We start from the raw sequence: 16,618 nt of genomic DNA on the forward strand, positions 1-16,618 counted from the left end.
TGAACGATCGCTAAGCCCACTGGGTGGGAACCGGCACCGGATCCGACCGGTCGGCCGACCGGAGTCGGTCCCGTACCTGTCCGACGACCTCGTCCACCGGCACCCGGACCGTCTCCCCGGTCGCCCGCTCGGTCACCTCGACCACCCCCTCGGCCAGGGAGCGCCGGCCCACGGTGACCCGCCACGGGATCCCGACCAGCTCGACGTCGCGGAACTTCACCCCGGCCCGTTCCGCCCGGTCGTCGACCACCACGTCGATCCGCTCCGCCCGCAGCTGCTGGTAGATCCGCTCACCGGCGTCGGCCACCGGGCCGTCGTCGACCTGGGCCACGACCACCGCCACCTCGAACGGGGCCACCGCCACCGGCCACACGATGCCCTTGTCGTCGTGGTGGCACTCCACGATCGCGGCCATCGCCCGCTCGACGCCGATGCCGTAACAGCCCATCAGCACGGGGCTGCGGTGTCCCGCCGGGTCGAGCACACAGGCGTCGAACACCTCGCTGTAACGGCGACCGAGCTTGAAGATGTGCCCCACCTCGATGGCCGACCGTACCCGCAGCGGGGCACCGCACCCGGCGCACGGCTGCCCGGCGGCGACCTCCCGCAGGTCCGCCCACCGTCCCACCCGGATGTCCCGGTCGACGTCGACCCCACGCAGGTGGACCCCGTCGATGTTGGCACCGGTGAACATGTCCCGGCGGCCGCGCAACGCCTCGTCGGCGATCACCGGCACCTCGGCCGTCACCCCGACCGCGCCCAGACTGCCCGGCGACGCGCCCAGCGCCGCCCGGATCTCGTCGACGTGTGCCGCCCGCAGCCGCGCCGCTCCGGTGACGTCGGTCAGCTTCTGCTCGTTCAACGGGTGGTCACCGCGCAACAGCACCAGGGTCAGCTGCCCGTCCACCACGTACACCAGGGTCTTGATCTGCCGGTCTGCCGGCGCCCCGAAGCCCACCGCGAGGTCGTCGATCGTCCGTACCCCCGGGGTGTCGAACGGCTGCGGGGCATCGGACCCGGCAGCGTCCGCTGCCCGCCGCGCCCAGGCGGCGTCGCCAGATTCGGTGGCGTCGGCCGACGGACCGACCCGCGACGTCGCCTTCTCCAGATTGGCCGCATAGCCGCAGCCGGGACAGTCGACCACCCGGTCCTCACCGGTCGGCGCGGGACACATGAACTCCACCGACGCCGACCCGCCCATCGCGCCACTGGACGCCTGCACCGCGACCGCCGGGATGCCCAACCGGGCGAAGATCCGCTGGTACGCGGCGTGGTGCAGGTCGAAGGAGCGGTCCAGGCCGTCGGCGGTCAGATCGAAGCTGTACGAGTCCTTCATGGTGAACTCGCGGGTCCGCATCAGTCCCGCCTTCGGCCGGGGCTCGTCGCGGAACTTCGTCTGGAACTGGTACCACCGCTGCGGCAGTTGCCGGTACGAGTTGAGCTCCTGGGCGAGGGTCGTGAAGACCTCCTCGTGGGTCATGCCCAGGGCGAGGTCGGCGCCCTTGCGGTCGCGCAACCGGAACATCTCCTCACCCATCGAGTCCCACCGCCCGGACGTGCGCCAGATCTCCGCCGGATGAAGCGCCGGCAGGGCGAACTCCTGCGCACCGATCGCCGTCATCTCGTCGCGGATCACCGCGACGACCTTCGCCCGCACCCGTACCGCCAGCGGCAGCAGCGAGTAGTGCCCCGCCATCAGCGGTCGGAGGTAACCGGCCCGCAGCAGCAACCGGTGGCTCGGCGCGTCGGCCTCCGCCGGGTCCTCACGCAGTGTGGGAACGTGCAACTGGGACCAGCGCATGATCACCTTCCGATTGTCCGGCCACGCGTTCAGCAACCGCACAGCGTAGGCGCGGTGTGAGTCCAGGTAGCGGTGGCAACGTAACGCGGCATGGTTGCCGACCCCGACGACACCCCCTTGACCCGACGATTCAGCCGGCGTCGTCTGCTCGGTGTCGGCGGCGGATTGGTCGCCGCCGGAGCCAGCGGCGCCGCCGGCTTCGGCTTCGGACGCGGCGCGGCGGCGCCCATGGTCGAACCGGTGCCCGGCGGCGGACCCGACCGCCTACGCAGCTACGCCACCCGACCGGACCTGCGAATCCCGGTCGTCGAGACGACCGTCGACGGCCCGGTGTCCGACGGGCTGATCTTCCTGACCCCGGCCGCCGGTGCCGGCGGCCGAGGGCCGCTGATCGTCGACGGCACCGGTGAGCCGGTCTGGTTCCGGCAGGTTGCCGGGCCGGCCGACGTCGCCGTCGACCTGCGGGTGCAGCGGCTCGCCGGCGAACCGGTGCTGACCTGGTGGGAAGGCTCGATCGTCAGCGGCGTCGGTGGCGGCGAGTTCGTCATCGCCGACAGCGCGTACCGGGAGATCACCCGAGTCCGCGCCGACGGCGACCTACCGACCGACCAGCACGACTTCATCCTGACCGACGACGGCACGGCGCTGTTCTTCGTCTACGAACTGGTCGCCGCCGACCTGTCCACGGTCGGCGGCATCACCGACGGCGCGCTGTACGACGGGGTGATCCACGAGGTGGAGGTCGGCACCGGCCGGACCGTGCGCCGCTGGCAGGCCCGCGACCACGTGCCGCTCACCGAGTCGTACGCCGATCCGCCCGCCGACGGCCAGGCCCGCACGCCGTACGACTTCTTCCACCCGAACTCGGTCGACGTCGACCACGACGGCCATCTGCTGGTCTCGGCCCGGCACACCTGGACCGTCTACAAGATCGACCGCGACAGTGGGGCCGTGCTGTGGCGTCTCGGCGGCAAACGCAGTGACTTCGCCCTCGACGAGGGCGCCGACTTCTCCTGGCAGCACGACGCCCGACGGCGCTCCGACGGCACCATCGGGATCTTCGACAACCGAGCGGGCATCAGCGATGAGGCGGAGCACTCCCGTGGCCTGGTCCTCGCCGTCGACGAGACCGACCGCACCGCGTCGGTGGTCCGCGAGCTGCCGCCGCCGGGCAACCTGCTCGCCCGTACCCAGGGCGGGGTGCAGGAGCTGCCCGGCAACCGTTCGTTCGTCGGCTGGGGTGCCGAGCCGCACTTCTCCGAATACGCCGAGGACGGCACCATGGTGTTCGCCGGTTACCTGCCCGAAGACAACGGCTCCTACCGGGCGTACCGGTTCAACTGGACCGGGCGACCGACCGACCGGCCCGCCGTCGTCGCCGAGGCCAGCAGCGGAGACGCGGTCACCGTGCGGGTCAGCTGGAACGGCGCCACCGAAGTGGCCAGCTGGCAGGTACGCGGCGGTGCCCAGCCGAGCGGGTTGACGGTGCTCGGCGAGGCCGATCCGACCGGTTTCGAGACTGCCGTCACCGTGCACGGTCCGGTCGCGTACGTGGTGGTCGACGCGCTCGCCGCCGATCGGCGGACCCTGGCGTCGTCGGTCATTGTCCCGGTGCGCCCGGCCGAGGGCACCTGACCGGGCATATGCTCGACGGCGTGGACTTGCGGATCTTCACCGAACCCCAGCAGGGCGCCAGCTACCAGCAGCTACTGGCGGTGGCCCGATGCGCCGAGGACGCCGGCTACGACGCGTTCTTCCGCTCCGACCACTACCTGGTGATGGGCGACGCCGACGGCCTGCCCGGCCCGACCGACGCCTGGACCACCCTGGCCGGGCTGGCCCGCGAGACCAGCCGGATCCGGCTCGGCACCCTGATGACCGCCGCCACCTTCCGGTATCCGGGCCCGCTGGCTATCACCGTGGCCCAGGTCGACGAGATGAGCGGCGGTCGGGTCGAGTTCGGCCTCGGCGCCGGCTGGTTCGAAGCCGAACACACCGCGTACGCCGTCCCGTTCCCGCCGCTGGCTGAACGGTTCGACCGGCTGGAGGAGCAGCTGGCGATCATCACCGGGCTGTGGGAGACGCCGGTCGGCGACACGTTCGACTACTCGGGCCGGTACTACCAGGTCACCGACTCGCCCGCGCTGCCCAAACCGGTCCAGCGGCCCCGACCGCCGGTGCTGATCGGCGGCAAGGGACGCAAGCGGACCCCGCAGCTGACGGCCCGCTACGCCGACGAGTTCAACGTCCCGTTCGAGAGTGTCGCCGAGTCGGCCCGCCTGTTCGCGCAGGTCCGCGCCGCGTGCGCGGAAGGCGGCCGCAACCCGGACAGCCTCCGGCTGTCCAACGCACTGATCCTGTGCTGTGGACGCGACGACGCCGAGGTCGCGCGGCGGGCGGCGGCGATCGGCCGGGAGCCGGACGAGCTGCGCGAGAACGGTCTGGCCGGCACGCCGGCCGAGGTCGTGGAGAAGATCGGCCGGTACGCCGAGATCGGCGCCCAGCGCATCTACCTGCAGGTGCTGGACCTGGCCGACCTCGACCACCTCGAACTCGTCGCCGCCGAGGTCGCCCCGCAACTGTGACAGCGAACGGCGTCACCGCGAGTGAACGGCAAGGTAGACGGTGCCACTCGCCAGATCGAGGAACACTCGACCGCCGAACCGGTTCGTCCGGACCTCCGGCTCGTACTGATCGCTGTGCCGCCCGTCACCGGCGGCCGGCGCGTACGGCCGCAGATCCGCGCTCATGGCGGTGTCCCAGTCCGTACCGGCAGGCCGCCACTGGTATCTGTCGCGCAGTTCCGAGTCCTGAAATGTAGTGTGCGTATGTTGCAGTCGCATCGTCGAGATCAGGCAGGCCTAGTTGAGCGGCCCTGAGCATTCCGCGCCACTTGTTCCAGCTCGCGTAGTCCGCTGGCGTTAGCCGCTACGGTCGGATCGTAGGGAAAGTCGTTGTCGAATTGCAGGGCCAACGGGCCAGGCGGGCCACGACGGTGTCGCGTTCCCGGCGGTGGAACCTCCTTCCCGACGGCAGCGTCGACAATCTGGGCACTCACCTTCGAGTTCGCCAGGAAGTCGGGGAGCATCCGGTACGCGTGGTCAAGCTGATCGACCGCGTACCGGCGTCACCGACTCGATCCGAGCCGCGTCGTCGTACGCGACAGTGGCCAGGTCCCACAACCTGTCGGCGTCGGGGCGAATCCGATCGATCACGTCGCGGTGCCCGACCTCGGCAAGGAGATCCATCGCGCCGGTCACCCGACACAGGTCGTTCCACTGGCGCAACGGATCCGACCGACGCACCACGATGGACTGTGTTGCCACCACGTCAGCTATCAGCGCACCGAGGGCGGCCTCGGCCGCCACACCGGCATGCAGCCGCGCCAGGGCACGGGTCTGCGCGTCGGCGTACGCCACGAGTGCATGGCCGGCCTTGTCGAAGCCGCATACAACCCTTCGGCTATCTGCACGGCCTCGGTCAGCCGTCGCTCATAGAGCGCTCCGGCGTCGGATCGCCATTCGATCCGACCCGACATCGACATCAGCTCGGGCAGGACTGATCGCAGCGCTCCGGTCATCCGGTTGCATTCCGCACCGACCGCACCGACATACCCCGGCAGCATCTTCTCGATGTGTGCGAGGGCATCCCGGTAGGCCATCTTTCATGCTGGCCGCTGGTCCGCTGACAACCTGGCGAACTCACAGAACATGCGCATTTTCGCAGCGACCTGCGGGTGGCTTGCTGGAGCCGCGGCCCAGTCGAGAAGGAAGAGATCAAACTGACTGCCCTGCAGATTCTGGGCCAGATCGTGGAGCAGCAGGGCGTGGCCAAGTAACGCCTCCGGATCCAGCTCGACATCTGGCGGCGGCATCACACCTCCTTGACGACTCGTGCCACCATACGATTTCGACACCTTCCCACGGCAATGTCGCTCATCTCTATCGACAGATACACGACGCCTCCAACCATTGATCTTGATTTGATGTCGGTCGATCGTGGTCCCGGCGCTCGAATCCGGCGGGCACCGTGGGCCACCCCACCGGGTGCGGGCGACAGCCGCCGCCGCTGACTGACATGTAAAATGTCAGCGTGCCGTTGAAGCCCGTACCCCGAACGCTGCTGCGCGACAGCGCGTACGCGGCGATCCGTGACGCCGTCGTACGCGGTGACCTCGCGCCCGGCACCGCCGTGCGCGACTCAGACCTCGCCGAACAGCTCGGCCTGTCCCGGGCACCGGTGCGCGACGCTCTCGCCCGGCTTGCCGACGAAGGTCTCGTCGAACGCAAGCCGCAGAGCCACACCCGGGTCACCCCGCTGGTGCCGCACGAGGTCCGGGACGCCGCCGCCGTGGTGCGCGCGATGCACGAACTCGCCGCCCGCACCGGCGTACCGGCCCTCACCGACGCACAGGTGGCCACGATGCGGGCCACCAACCGCCGGTTCGCGGCGGCCTGCGCGGCCGGCGACCTCGACGCGGCGTTGGCCGCCGACGACGACCTGCATCAGGTCCTGGCCGACGCGGCCGGCAACCGGGCCGCCGCCGCGACCATCGCCCGCTACACGCCGCTGATCCGCCGGTTGGAGCGGCACCAGTTCAGCCCGGCCGGAGCCACCCGGTCGGTCGCCCTGCACGAGCAGCTGATCGACGCGTGCGCCGACCGCGACGCCGTACGCGCCACCGAGATCACCGCGCTGATCTGGCAGTCACTGGTGACCCTCGCCGCCGACCCGACGCTCACCTGATCCCACCTACTGACGCACCGGGAGACCGACATGTCCATCACCGCGTTCGCGCGCCACCCACTGCTGTTCGGCCCCTCGCCGGTGCACCGGCTGGACCGGCTCACCCGCCACCTCGGCGGGGCGGCGGTCTGGGCCAAACGCGAGGACTGCAACTCCGGCATCGCCTACGGCGGCAACAAGACCCGCAAGCTGGAGTATCTGGTCGCCGACGCGCTCGCCACCGGCTGCGACACGCTGGTGTCGATCGGCGGGGTGCAGTCCAACCACACCCGGCAGGTCGCCGCCGTCGCGGCGCACGTCGGGCTGAAGTGCGTGCTGGTGCAGGAGAGCTGGGTCGACTGGCCGGACGCGGTCTACGACAAGGTCGGCAACATCCTGATCAGCCGGCTCGCCGGGGCGGACGTACGGCTGGTGCGGGCCGGGTTCGACATCGGCTTCCGCGAGAGCTGGGAGCAGGCGCTGCGGGAGATCACCGAGGCCGGTGGGCGGCCGTACCCGATCCCGGCCGGGGCCTCCGACCACCGTCTCGGTGGTCTCGGCTTCGCCAACTGGGCGTACGAGGTGGCGCAGCAGGAACAGCAGCTCGGTGTCTTCTTCGACACCATCGTCGTCTGCTCGGTCACCGGCAGCACCCAGGCAGGTATGGTCGCCGGTTTCGCCGCGCTGGCCGAGGCAGGCGGGCGGCCCCGGCGGGTGCTCGGCGTCGACGCCTCGGCGGCCCCGGCGCGGACCCGTGAGCAGGTGACCCGGATCGCCCGGCAGACCGCCGAGCTGATCGGCGTCGCCCGGCCGATCGCTGCCGACGACGTCGAGCTGGACGAGCGCTACCACGCCGGGGTGTACGGCATCCCCGACGACACCACCCTGGACGCGATGCGGCTCGCTGCCCGTACCGAGGGGATGGTCACCGACCCGGTGTACGAGGGCAAGTCGATGGCGGCGCTGATCGACCTGGTCGGCCGGGGCGAGATCGACCGCGACGCGACCGTGCTCTACGCCCACCTCGGCGGCCAGCCGGCGCTCAACGGTTACAGCGCCTTGTTCTCCTGACCGGTCTCCGCTGACTCCTGACCGGTCTCCGCTGGCTCCTGACCGGGGTCGGTGGGCTCCTGGTCCGGGTCGGGCCAGGGCCGGACCAGCTCCGCCTGGCCGTCGAGCAGGTGCAGCTCGGCGTCGCAGGCGGCGGCCGCCTCCGGATCGTGGGTGGCGAAGACGACGGTGGCACCCCGGTCGGCCTCGGCCCGCAGCAGTTCGAGAACCAGTTGACGGTTGGCCGCGTCCAGTTCGCTGGTCACCTCGTCGGCGAGCAGGACGTCGCCGCGCAGCGCCAACGCCCGGGCCAGGGCGGTGCGCTGCTGCTGCCCGCCGGAGAGCTCCTCGACCAGTTGCTCGGCCTGGCCGGCCAGGCCGAGCCGGTCCAGCGCGATTCCGCCGGCGCGGCGGGCGTCGACCGGGCTCAGCCCGACCGCGATCAACGCGACCTGCAGATTCTCACTGGCGGTCAGGACGGCGGCCAGCCCGTTGTCCTGCGGAACGAGCACCACCTTGCGGGCGACGGCGTGGTCCCGGTCGCGCAGCGGCTCCCCGCCGACCGACACGGTCCCGGCGGTTGGCCGCAGGGCTCCGGCCAGCGCGGCCAGCAGCGTGGTCTTGCCGGCGCCGGACGGGCCGGTCACAGCCAGCAGCCGACCCGGTCGCACGGTCAAGGAGACGTCACGCAGCACCGGCTCGGCACCGCCGTAGCCGAGGGTCACCGCGTCGAGTCGGACGCTCGCGTGATCGACAGTGGTCTGCACCCGGTGACCCTAACGCTTCCGGCTGTCGTCAGCTGCCCCGCGTCAGGTCGTCGAGGAGACGGTCCGCGGCGGCGTACGGATCCAGCCGACCGGCCAGCACGTCGGCGGCGACGCCGGTCAGCAGCGTACCGCCGCGCAGCGCACCGATGCGTTCCCGCAGCCGGCCCAGCGCGATCGCCTCGACCTCGGCGGCGGCCCGCCGGGCCCGACGCGCGGTGAGCTCGCCGCGGCCGGTCAGCCAGTCCCGGTGCCGACCGATCGCCTCGGCCAGCTCGGCGACACCCTCGCCACGGGCGGCGGCGGCGCGCACCACCGGCGGACGCCAGCCGCCGGGGCCGGTCGCGGTCAACGCCAACATCCCCTTGAGGTCCCGCACGGTGGCCTCCGCGCCGTCGCGGTCGGCCTTGTTGACCACGAAGATGTCGGCGATCTCCAGGATGCCGGCCTTGACCGCCTGGACGGCGTCGCCCATGCCGGGGGCGAGCAGGACCACCGTGGTGTCGGCCAGCCCGGCGATCTCGACCTCCGCCTGACCGACGCCGACGGTCTCGATCAGTACGACGTCGCAGCCGACGCCGTCGAGAACCCGCACCGCCGCAGGGGTGGCCGACGCCAGCCCGCCGAGATGGCCACGGCTGGACATCGATCGGATGTAGACCCCCGGGTCGGTGGCGTGTTCCTGCATCCGGACCCGGTCGCCGAGGATCGCCCCGCCGGTGAACGGGCTGGACGGGTCGACGGCGAGGACGCCGACCCGTTGGCCGCTGGTACGCAGCTGCCGGACCAGTTCGCTGGTGGTGGTGGACTTGCCCACCCCTGGCGCCCCGGTCAGGCCGACCACCACGGCGTTGCCGGTGAACGGCGCGAGCGCGGCGGCGACCTGCGGCAGTTGCGGCGCACCCGACTCGACCAGGGTGATCAGCCGGGCGACCGACCGGGGGTCGCCGTCGCGGGCCCGGCGGACGAGTCCGGGTACGTCGTGGGAGCCGGCCCTGGTCGTCCGGTCGATGCTGGTCACGTGCCGGCGGGCACCCGCAGGATCAGGGCGTCGCCCTGCCCACCGCCGCCGCAGAGCGCCGCCGCGCCGGTGCCGCCGCCCCGGCGGCGCAGCTCCAGCGCGAGGGTCAACGCGAGCCGGGCACCGGACATGCCGATCGGGTGGCCGAGGGCGATCGCGCCGCCGTTGACGTTGACGATGTCGGCGCTGACGCCGAGGTCGCGCATCGACTGGATGCCGACGGCGGCGAACGCCTCGTTGATCTCGATCAGGTCGAGGTCGGCGACGGTCAGCCCGGCCTTGTCGAGGGCCTGGCGGATCGCGTTGGAGGGCTGGGAGTGCAGCGAGTTGTCCGGGCCGGCGACGTTGCCGTGCGCCCCGATCTCGGCGATCCAGTCGAGCCCGAGCGCCTCGGCGCGGGCCCGGCTCATCACCACCACCGCGCAGGCACCGTCGGAGATCGGCGACGAGCTGCCGGCGGTGATGGTCCCGTCCGGGGTGAACGCCGGACGCAGCCGTCCCAGCGTCTCGACCGTGGTGTCCGGGCGGATGCCCTCGTCGTTGACCAGCCGCACCGGGTCACCCTTGCGCTGCGGCACCTCGACCGGGGTGATCTCCTCGGCGAAGACGCCGTTCTTCTGGGCGAGCGCGGCGCGCTGGTGGCTGGCGGCGGCGAAGGCGTCCTGCTCGGCCCGGCTGATGCCGTGCCGGACACCGTGCCGTTCGGTCGACTCGCCCATCGCGCAGCAGTCGAAGGCGTCGGTGAGCCCGTCCAGGGCCATGTGGTCGGCGACCACGACGTCGCCGTACTTGTAGCCGGCCCGCTGGCCACGCAGCAGATGCGGGGCGTTGGTCATCGATTCCATGCCACCGGCGACCACGACGTCGAACTCGCCAGCGCGGATCAACTGGTCGGCGAGGGCGATCGCGTCGAGGCCGGACAGGCACACCTTGTTGATGCTCAGCGCCGGTACGCTCATCGGGATGCCGGCACCGATCGCCGCCTGGCGGGCGGGCATCTGCCCGGCGCCCGCCTGCAGCACCTGGCCCATGATCACGTACTGCACCTGGTCGGGGTCGACGCCGCCGCGGCCGAGCGCGGCGGAGATGGCGACCGCGCCGAGCGTGGTCGCCGGGAAGTCCTTGAGGTTGCCGAGCAACCGGCCCATCGGGGTACGTGCGCCGCTGACGATCACCGAGGTCATGGGAACATCACCGAGGTCATGGGAACTTCGCCTCCGCGCGGTGTGGGGAAAGGCCGGAGTGCCGGCGACAACTTAACGATAGTTCGGTCAGACTAGCGCCATGACCGAAGATGCTCCCGCCGAGGCCGCTGCCGACTACGTCACAGACATCGGCCTGCTGCGGATCGACCATGTCGGCATCGCCGTGGCCGATCTGGACACCGCGATCGATTTCTACACCCGTACGTTCGGCATGCGCTGCGTGCACACCGAGGTCAACCACGCCCAGGGGGTACGCGAGGCGATGCTCGCCGTGGGACCGGTGCCCGACGGCGGCCAGGTGCAGTTGCTCGCCCCGTTGTCGGCCGACTCGACGATCGCCCGGTTCCTGGACCGCTGGGGCCCCGGGGTGCAGCAGGTCGCCTACACCGTGGTGGACATCGACGCGGCCTGCGCGGCGCTGCGTGAGCGCGGGCTGCGACTGCTCTACGATGCGCCCCGGCCGGGGACCGCCGGATCCCGGATCAACTTCGTGCACCCCAAGGACGCCGGCGGGGTGCTGGTGGAACTGGTGCAGCCGGCCGGGCCGCCGATTCCGTAGTCGTGGTCGGGGCGACGGACCGCCGGCCTGCGGTGTCGAATCACGTCCGGGTGAATACCGAAAGAAAACCGTCGGCGCGGCCGCGTCAATTCTGGCCGGCGGTGCCACCGCCGACGGCACACCGCGGGCACCCGGCCCGCCCGGAGCCGTCGACAGCCGCCGTGAGCTGCGTAAACACTCGCCGATGGCGACCGCATCGGACGGCCTTCGACACCAACAAACTCCGCTGCGTATGCAACCGCCTACAATTTGTGCACCGATCGCCGGACGGCCAGGGAAAGATGACCATGTCGGCTATCGTGGTGACGGGCAGTCCGCTCTTGCGAAGCCCCCTGGTGTGTCTGCCACTATGTCTCAATGCCCCAGCAGCAGTCCTCCCTTGCGTTCTTCGATAACGCCAGCGCTCCGCACGACTTCACCGTCGTGCTTCGTGGCTATGACCGCAGCCAGGTGGATGACCACCTGCAACGGCTGGTAGCCGCCCTCACCCAGTCGGAGCAGGCTCGAGCTGAGGCCGAGCAGCGGATGAACGACGCGCAGCGCCGGCTCCGCCAGGCCGAGCAGCGCCTCAGCTCCCTCGAGCAGAAGCTCACCGACACCAACAAGCAGCTCGAGGAGAACAACCGACCCACCCTCTCCGGACTGGGCACCCGGGTCGAGCAGATCCTGCGACTCGCCGAGGAGCAGGCCAACGATCACCGTGGTGAGGCGAAGCGGGAGTCGGAGGGCATCCTGTCCGCCGCGCGGCTGGAGGCGCGGGAGATCACCGACAAGGCGCGGGCGGAGGCGGCGGCCATGAAGGCCGGCGCCGAGCGCGAAGCGGGCAGCGTACGGACCGCAGCCGAGCGGGAGGCGGCCGAGGTCCGGGTGCAGGCCCGCCGGGAGGCGGACACGCTACGGGCCGACGCGGAGCGGGAGACCAAGCAGCTGCGGGCGGTCACCGCCCACGAGGTGGCCGAGCTGAAGTCGACCGTGGAGCGCGAGGTCGCCACGCTGCGGGCCACCGCCGAGCGCGAGATCACCCAGCTGCGGGCGAAGGCCGCACGGGAGGCCGAGGAGAAGCGCGCCGAGGCCACCAAGCTGCTGACCGATGCCCGGGACAAGCGGGACAAGGACCTGCAGGCCCTGGAGCTGCAGCTGGCCGAGCGGCGAGAGAAGGCCGAGCGGGAGGAGTCCGAGCGGCACGCCGCCCAGGTGGCGCAGACCCAGCGGCTGGTCGCCGAGGCCGAGGGCCGGGCCCGGGCCGCCGAGGACCGGGCCAAGGAGATCGAGCAGCGGGCCGAGGCCCGCCGCATCGAGTCCGAACGGTCCGCTCAGGAGACCGTGGACAAGGCCAAGGCGCTGGCGGACAAGACCCTCAGCGAGGCACGGGCCGAGGCGAACCGCCAGCTGACCGAGGCCCGTACCGAGGCCGAGCTGACCACTCAGGCGGCCCGCCGCGAGGTGGAGGACCTGACCCGGCAGAAGGACGCGGTCACCTCGCAGCTCGGGCAGATGCTCTCCGGCCTGGCTGGCATCGTTCCCGGCGTGCCGGGCGGTGGCGACGCCAAGAAGGGCGACGCCAGCGAGAGCACCGACCGGGTCGACGCCAAGTCGGCAGGCTGAGCACCGCACCGCACCAGGCACACCGCACCACGCGACACGATGGTCGGACGGGCCGCGCCGGGACACCGGCGCGGCCCGTCCGACCGTTGCGCCGCACCTGCGACCCGATACGCCCAGCCGGCGCGCCCCGTCGACGTCGCGGCCCGCGCTGTTCGCCCGACGTTCCGGCGTACCCGCCGGACGAACCGTTCACACCTGGCAATTCCTCCGAAGTGACGCGCGTCCTTCCAGGAGCGTGGGTATCGCCGCGCAACGGGGCGCTGCGTGTGAGGATGGAGCCATGGCGCAAGGCGAAGAAATCTTCACGCTCGACGGCGACACCCGGTCCGGGCCGGACTTCGAGCTGGCCCTGCGTGGGTATGAAAGAAGCCAGGTCAACAGGTACGTCGCCCGGACCGAGAACGAACTGGCCACCCTGGCTGCCGAGCGCGAACAGGCATACGTGCAGCTGCACACCCTGGCCGCGCAGATCGAGCAACTCCAGGCCGAGCTGACCGAGTCACGCCGCGAGGCGAGCTTCATCGACCAGGTGTCGTTCCGTCACCTCGGTCCCCGGGTCGAACACATTCTCACCCTCGCCGAGGAGCAGGCCGACGAGATCCGGTTCCACGCCGCCGAGGAGATCAGCTCCCGCCGCGCCGAAGCCGAGCAGGTGCTGGCCGACGCCCGGCAGCAGGCCGACACCGCCATCCGCGACTTCGAGTTGGCCCTCGCCGCCCGCCGGACCGAGGAGGAGAAGGCCAACGCCGCCCGCCGTGCCGAGGCCGAGGCGACCGTGGCCGCCGCCCGCGAGGAGGCCGAGAACCTGCGGATCGCGGCCGAGGCCGGCCTGACCGCCGCCCGCGAGGAGGCCGACCGCGTCGTCGCCACCGCCGGGCAACAGGCCGCCGACACGGTCCACGCGGCGCAACGGGAGGCCGACGAGACCATCAAGGCCGCGCAACGACAGGCCCGGGACACCGTCACCGCCGCGCAGGAACAGGCCGACACCACGGTCGCCACCGCACAGGAGAGCGCCGACCGTACGATGGCCGACGCCAGCGCCGAGGCGGAACGCCTGGTCACCCAGGCGCGGATGGAAGCCAGCCGGATGGTCACCGCCGCCCAGGAAGAGGCCACCAACCTGCGGGACGCCGCCGAAGCGGCGGTCGCGGCGGCCCGGCAGGAGGCCGAACGCATCCGTACGGAGGCCGAGGCGGCCGCCGACGCGGCCCGGCGCGAGGCCGCCGAGGCGGTCGAATCGGCGACCGAGTACGTCACCCGTACCCACGCCGAGACCGATGCCTTCGTCGCGCAGACCCGCTCCGAGCTCGACCAGGAGGTGACGGCCCGCCGCGACACCGTCGAAGCGGAGGTGACCGCGCTGCGTGCCGAGGTGCAGCAGGAGGTCGACCAGCGGCGCGCCACGATGGAGCAGGAGATCGGTGAGCTGCGCAGCACCGCCGAGCAGGAGGTGGAGCAGTGGCGCACCGCCGCGCAGGAGATCATCGCCAACCAGCGCGGCGAAGCCGAGGAGTACGCCACGCACCTGCGCTCGCGCGCCGAGGAGCAGGCGGTGACCATCCGCCAGCAGGCCGAGGAGTATGCGTTGAGCACCCGGGGCAGCGCCGACGAACACGCCGCCAGCGTCCGACGGCTCTCCGAGGAACACGCGGCGATCGCCCAGCGGCAGCTGGCCAGCAGCCAGCAGCAGGTGGCGTCCGCGCAGCGTGAGGTGGTCGCCGCCGGCCAGCAGCTGACCGAGGTGCTGCAGGAGGTCGCCGAGGCCCAGCAGGCATTGGCCGACCTGCGGCACCAGATGGTGGTGACCCGGCAGGAGTCCGACGAGGCCCGCCGGACGCTCACCGCGGTCCAGGCCGAGCTGGCCGCCGAACAGCAACGGCTCGCCGGGATGCGTCAGGACGAGCCGGCGGCCGACGCTGCGTCGCCGAGCAAGCCGGCACCGGCACCGCAGGTCGCGACGCCGGCGGTGCCGGTGGGCGCGGCAGCGGCGCAGGAGGCGGACGAGGAAGACACCGTGCCGGAGGATGCGCTGCCGGTCGACGCGGTACCCGCCGAGGCGGTGTCGGTCGAGCAGACCGCCGAGAAGGTCGCGGCGGGTGCCAGCGAGCCGGAGCGCCGGACCCACGCCTGACCCGGCCGGCCGCCGGACTGCATATGATCCTGCGGTGCCGACCGTCGACGACCCGGAGCCGGCCGGGCTGTGCTGGCTCACGCTGGTGGCGACCGACCGGGTCGCCGCGCTGCGCGACTTCGTCGCCGGCTGGTACGCCGACGTGCCGGCTCACCCGACTGCAACTGACGAGGCCGATCGGAGCGACGTCGCCGTACCGCCGCCGTTGCGCCAGTTCTACCGGGCCGCCGCCGGACGGGCGGTCGTGCACGGGGTGCAGAACGTCATCCGGCCGGTCGACCGGCTGGTCCCGGACGCCGACGGCTGGGTGAGCTTCGCCGACGAGAACCAGGGCGCGTTCACCCTGCGGTACCGGCCAGGAGCCGTCGACCCGCCGGTGCGGTGCGACGACGGACGTACGGCAGGCGACGAGGCCGAGCCGCTGAGCGGCGTACTGCTGCAGTTCGTGCTCTCGGAGGCGGCGGTCGGCGCACCGGTCGGCGGATTCGGCTGGCTCGGACCGACCGCGCTGGGCCGGCTGACCTCTGCGCTGCGTACGGTGCCGCTCGCCCCGGCCGGTTGGCTCGGCGGACCGGTCAGCCTCCACGTCGGACCCGGCCTGGTGGTCGCCGTGGCGGCCGCCGACTCCGACGGCGACCACCACGTGTTCGTCGGTGCCCGCCACCGGCCGGCGTTGGACCGACTTCGCCCGCTCGACCTGCCGTGGGAGGAGCTCGACGCCCCGACACCCACGGAACAGAACGACGCGGCCCGAGGTACGGCCGGGGTCACTCCTCGGTGAGCAGCCCGTCGTGTTCGACGTAGCGCTGCCCGGTCCGGGGGCAGACGAACCGGCCGGCACCGTCGGCGACCAGCGGTACGCCGGCCCGCCCGACCCAGCCGACCCGGCGCGCCGGCACCCCCACGACCAGCGCGAAGTCCGGTACGTCGCGGGTGACCACGGCACCGGCGGCGACGGTCGCCCAGCGGCCGATGTGCACCGGGGCGACGCAGACCGCCCGGGCACCGATCGCCGCACCGGTGCCGACGGTGACGCCGACCGCAGTCCAGTCGTCGCCGGTCTTCAGCCGCCCGTCCGGGGTGACGGCGCGGGGGTACTCGTCGTTGGTGAGTACCGCCGCCGGGCCGACGAACACCCCGTCGTCGAGCTGCGCCGGCTCGTACACCAGGGCGTAGTTCTGCAGTTTCACGTTGTCGCCCAGGCGGACCCCCGGCCCGACGTACGCCCCCCGGCCGATGATGCAGTCGCGGCCCACCCTCGCGTCCTCGCGGATCTGGGCCAGGTGCCAGACACGGGTGCCGGCACCGATGCGTGCCGCGTCGGCCACGTCGGCGGAACCGGCGACGGTGACGCCCGGGTGTGGCCCGGAGCCGGCGTCGGCGGCGTCCCGGTCTGGTGTGGTGGCGGCCATCAGCAGCGATCCTCCCTGGTCACCGGCAGTCTGTCAGAGCTGCCGGAGGTGCGGCGCACACGGTAGGCGCTCGCCGCCGCCACCGATGTCGGGAACCTGACCCTGCAGCCGGGCACAGCCCGAGGATCCGAGCGCGAGGGGACCGACTCTCCGGGCCGGCACTGGCCGACAGGCGGGCCCGGGTCGCCGAAGGTACCTCGTGACCTCCCGGTTGTGCCGGGTTTACGTCACAGCGCTAGCGTCGGGCCGGCAACGCTCGGTAGCTTCGCCGACGGACCCTCTCCGCCGGGCCGGCCGGTGGGCTGCGCACACGCCCTTCGGTGGCCCGGGTCTCCCGGCCGT

Annotated in this window: 16 protein-coding genes; 8 read left to right on the forward strand and 8 right to left on the reverse strand. The window is 72.1% G+C overall.

Annotated elements, in window-relative coordinates:
* Nucleotides 1-10: 10 nt before the first annotated feature.
* Nucleotides 11-1,837, reverse strand: a complete 1,827-nt coding sequence (locus O7623_RS13705; RefSeq protein WP_282229003.1) for a proline--tRNA ligase — start codon at nt 1,835-1,837, stop codon at nt 11-13.
* A 54-nt stretch (nt 1,838-1,891) separates the two neighbouring features.
* On the opposite strand from O7623_RS13705, the gene O7623_RS13710 reads away from it, so the two are divergent.
* A complete protein-coding gene (locus O7623_RS13710) occupies nt 1,892-3,436 on the forward strand; it encodes an arylsulfotransferase family protein (RefSeq protein WP_282229004.1) in 1,545 nt (514 codons plus the stop codon).
* Between the two features lie 20 nt (nt 3,437-3,456).
* Nucleotides 3,457-4,386 carry an LLM class F420-dependent oxidoreductase gene (locus tag O7623_RS13715; RefSeq protein WP_282229005.1) on the forward strand — a complete coding sequence of 310 codons (930 nt, stop codon included), beginning with the start codon at nt 3,457-3,459 and terminating at the stop codon, nt 4,384-4,386.
* 12 nt (nt 4,387-4,398) lie between these two features.
* Here the strand turns inward: O7623_RS13715 and O7623_RS13720 are convergent, their stop codons facing one another.
* The 3 genes from O7623_RS13720 to O7623_RS13730 all read right to left on the reverse strand — a co-directional run bounded on the left by O7623_RS13720 (nt 4,399) and on the right by O7623_RS13730 (nt 5,675).
* On the reverse strand, nt 4,399-4,551 hold the full coding sequence (locus O7623_RS13720) for a hypothetical protein (protein ID WP_282229006.1): 153 nt from the start codon (nt 4,549-4,551) through the stop codon (nt 4,399-4,401).
* 351 nt (nt 4,552-4,902) lie between these two features.
* Nucleotides 4,903-5,220, reverse strand: a complete 318-nt coding sequence (locus O7623_RS13725; RefSeq protein WP_282229007.1) for a hypothetical protein — start codon at nt 5,218-5,220, stop codon at nt 4,903-4,905.
* Nucleotides 5,221-5,465: 245 nt separating this feature from the next.
* On the reverse strand, nt 5,466-5,675 hold the full coding sequence (locus tag O7623_RS13730; protein WP_282229008.1) for a hypothetical protein: 210 nt from the start codon (nt 5,673-5,675) through the stop codon (nt 5,466-5,468).
* A gap of 218 nt (nt 5,676-5,893) precedes the next feature.
* Here O7623_RS13730 and O7623_RS13735 point away from each other — a divergent pair, with 218 nt between their 5' ends.
* Both O7623_RS13735 and O7623_RS13740 read left to right on the forward strand, forming a co-directional pair.
* Nucleotides 5,894-6,547, forward strand: a complete 654-nt coding sequence (locus O7623_RS13735; RefSeq protein WP_282229009.1) for a GntR family transcriptional regulator — start codon at nt 5,894-5,896, stop codon at nt 6,545-6,547.
* 30 nt (nt 6,548-6,577) lie between these two features.
* Nucleotides 6,578-7,597 carry a 1-aminocyclopropane-1-carboxylate deaminase gene (locus O7623_RS13740; protein ID WP_282229010.1) on the forward strand — a complete coding sequence of 340 codons (1,020 nt, stop codon included), beginning with the start codon at nt 6,578-6,580 and terminating at the stop codon, nt 7,595-7,597.
* On the opposite strand, the gene O7623_RS13745 is transcribed toward O7623_RS13740, so the two are convergent.
* From O7623_RS13745 to O7623_RS13755, 3 genes are read right to left on the reverse strand one after another with little or no spacing between them, the layout of a single operon-like run.
* Nucleotides 7,576-8,343 (reverse strand): ATP-binding cassette domain-containing protein, encoded by a 768-nt coding sequence (locus tag O7623_RS13745; protein WP_282229011.1) that lies wholly within the window; start codon nt 8,341-8,343, stop codon nt 7,576-7,578. The two genes, O7623_RS13740 and O7623_RS13745, sit on opposite strands and share 22 nt — an antisense overlap.
* A 28-nt stretch (nt 8,344-8,371) precedes the next feature.
* Entirely contained in the window at nt 8,372-9,361 is a 990-nt protein-coding gene (gene meaB / locus O7623_RS13750; protein WP_282229012.1) for a methylmalonyl Co-A mutase-associated GTPase MeaB, read from the reverse strand.
* Nucleotides 9,358-10,545, reverse strand: a complete 1,188-nt coding sequence (locus O7623_RS13755; RefSeq protein WP_282229013.1) for an acetyl-CoA C-acetyltransferase — start codon at nt 10,543-10,545, stop codon at nt 9,358-9,360. The genes meaB and O7623_RS13755 overlap by 4 nt, the downstream gene beginning before the upstream one ends.
* Nucleotides 10,546-10,645: 100 nt before the next feature.
* Here O7623_RS13755 and mce point away from each other — a divergent pair, with 100 nt between their 5' ends.
* From mce to O7623_RS13775, 4 genes are all read left to right on the forward strand, one after another.
* Nucleotides 10,646-11,125, forward strand: a complete 480-nt coding sequence (mce, locus tag O7623_RS13760) for a methylmalonyl-CoA epimerase (protein WP_282229014.1) — start codon at nt 10,646-10,648, stop codon at nt 11,123-11,125.
* Nucleotides 11,126-11,482: 357 nt separating this feature from the next.
* Nucleotides 11,483-12,730: a DivIVA domain-containing protein gene (locus O7623_RS13765; RefSeq protein ID WP_282229015.1), complete on the forward strand. Its 1,248-nt coding sequence runs from the start codon at nt 11,483-11,485 to the stop codon at nt 12,728-12,730.
* 280 nt (nt 12,731-13,010) lie between these two features.
* Nucleotides 13,011-14,864, forward strand: coding sequence for a hypothetical protein (locus O7623_RS13770; RefSeq protein ID WP_282229016.1), 1,854 nt, complete (start codon nt 13,011-13,013; stop codon nt 14,862-14,864).
* Nucleotides 14,865-14,898: 34 nt separating this feature from the next.
* Nucleotides 14,899-15,645 carry a hypothetical protein gene (locus O7623_RS13775; RefSeq protein ID WP_282229017.1) on the forward strand — a complete coding sequence of 249 codons (747 nt, stop codon included), beginning with the start codon at nt 14,899-14,901 and terminating at the stop codon, nt 15,643-15,645.
* Here O7623_RS13775 and O7623_RS13780 read toward each other — a convergent pair.
* Nucleotides 15,632-16,276 carry an acyltransferase gene (locus O7623_RS13780; RefSeq protein ID WP_282229018.1) on the reverse strand — a complete coding sequence of 215 codons (645 nt, stop codon included), beginning with the start codon at nt 16,274-16,276 and terminating at the stop codon, nt 15,632-15,634. The genes O7623_RS13775 and O7623_RS13780 overlap by 14 nt on opposite strands.
* Nucleotides 16,277-16,618: the final 342 nt, after the last annotated feature.

It is taken from the genome of Solwaraspora sp. WMMD791 (genome assembly GCF_029581195.1).
In the GTDB taxonomy this organism is placed as follows: Bacteria; Actinomycetota; Actinomycetes; order Mycobacteriales; family Micromonosporaceae; genus Micromonospora_E.

Bases quoted from the DNA above. Each gene is read 5' to 3' on its own strand.
- O7623_RS13710 (WP_282229004.1), top strand. From the start codon at position 1,892: ATGGTTGCCGACCCCGACGACACCCCCTTGACCCGACGATTCAGCCGG.
- O7623_RS13720 (WP_282229006.1), bottom strand. From the start codon at position 4,551: ATGAGCGCGGATCTGCGGCCGTACGCGCCGGCCGCCGGTGACGGGCGG.
- O7623_RS13730 (WP_282229008.1), bottom strand. From the start codon at position 5,675: ATGCCGCCGCCAGATGTCGAGCTGGATCCGGAGGCGTTACTTGGCCAC.
- O7623_RS13740 (WP_282229010.1), top strand. From the start codon at position 6,578: ATGTCCATCACCGCGTTCGCGCGCCACCCACTGCTGTTCGGCCCCTCG.
- O7623_RS13755 (WP_282229013.1), bottom strand. From the start codon at position 10,545: ATGACCTCGGTGATCGTCAGCGGCGCACGTACCCCGATGGGCCGGTTG.
- mce (WP_282229014.1), top strand. From the start codon at position 10,646: ATGACCGAAGATGCTCCCGCCGAGGCCGCTGCCGACTACGTCACAGAC.
- O7623_RS13765 (WP_282229015.1), top strand. From the start codon at position 11,483: ATGCCCCAGCAGCAGTCCTCCCTTGCGTTCTTCGATAACGCCAGCGCT.
- O7623_RS13770 (WP_282229016.1), top strand. From the start codon at position 13,011: ATGGCGCAAGGCGAAGAAATCTTCACGCTCGACGGCGACACCCGGTCC.
- O7623_RS13780 (WP_282229018.1), bottom strand. From the start codon at position 16,276: ATGGCCGCCACCACACCAGACCGGGACGCCGCCGACGCCGGCTCCGGG.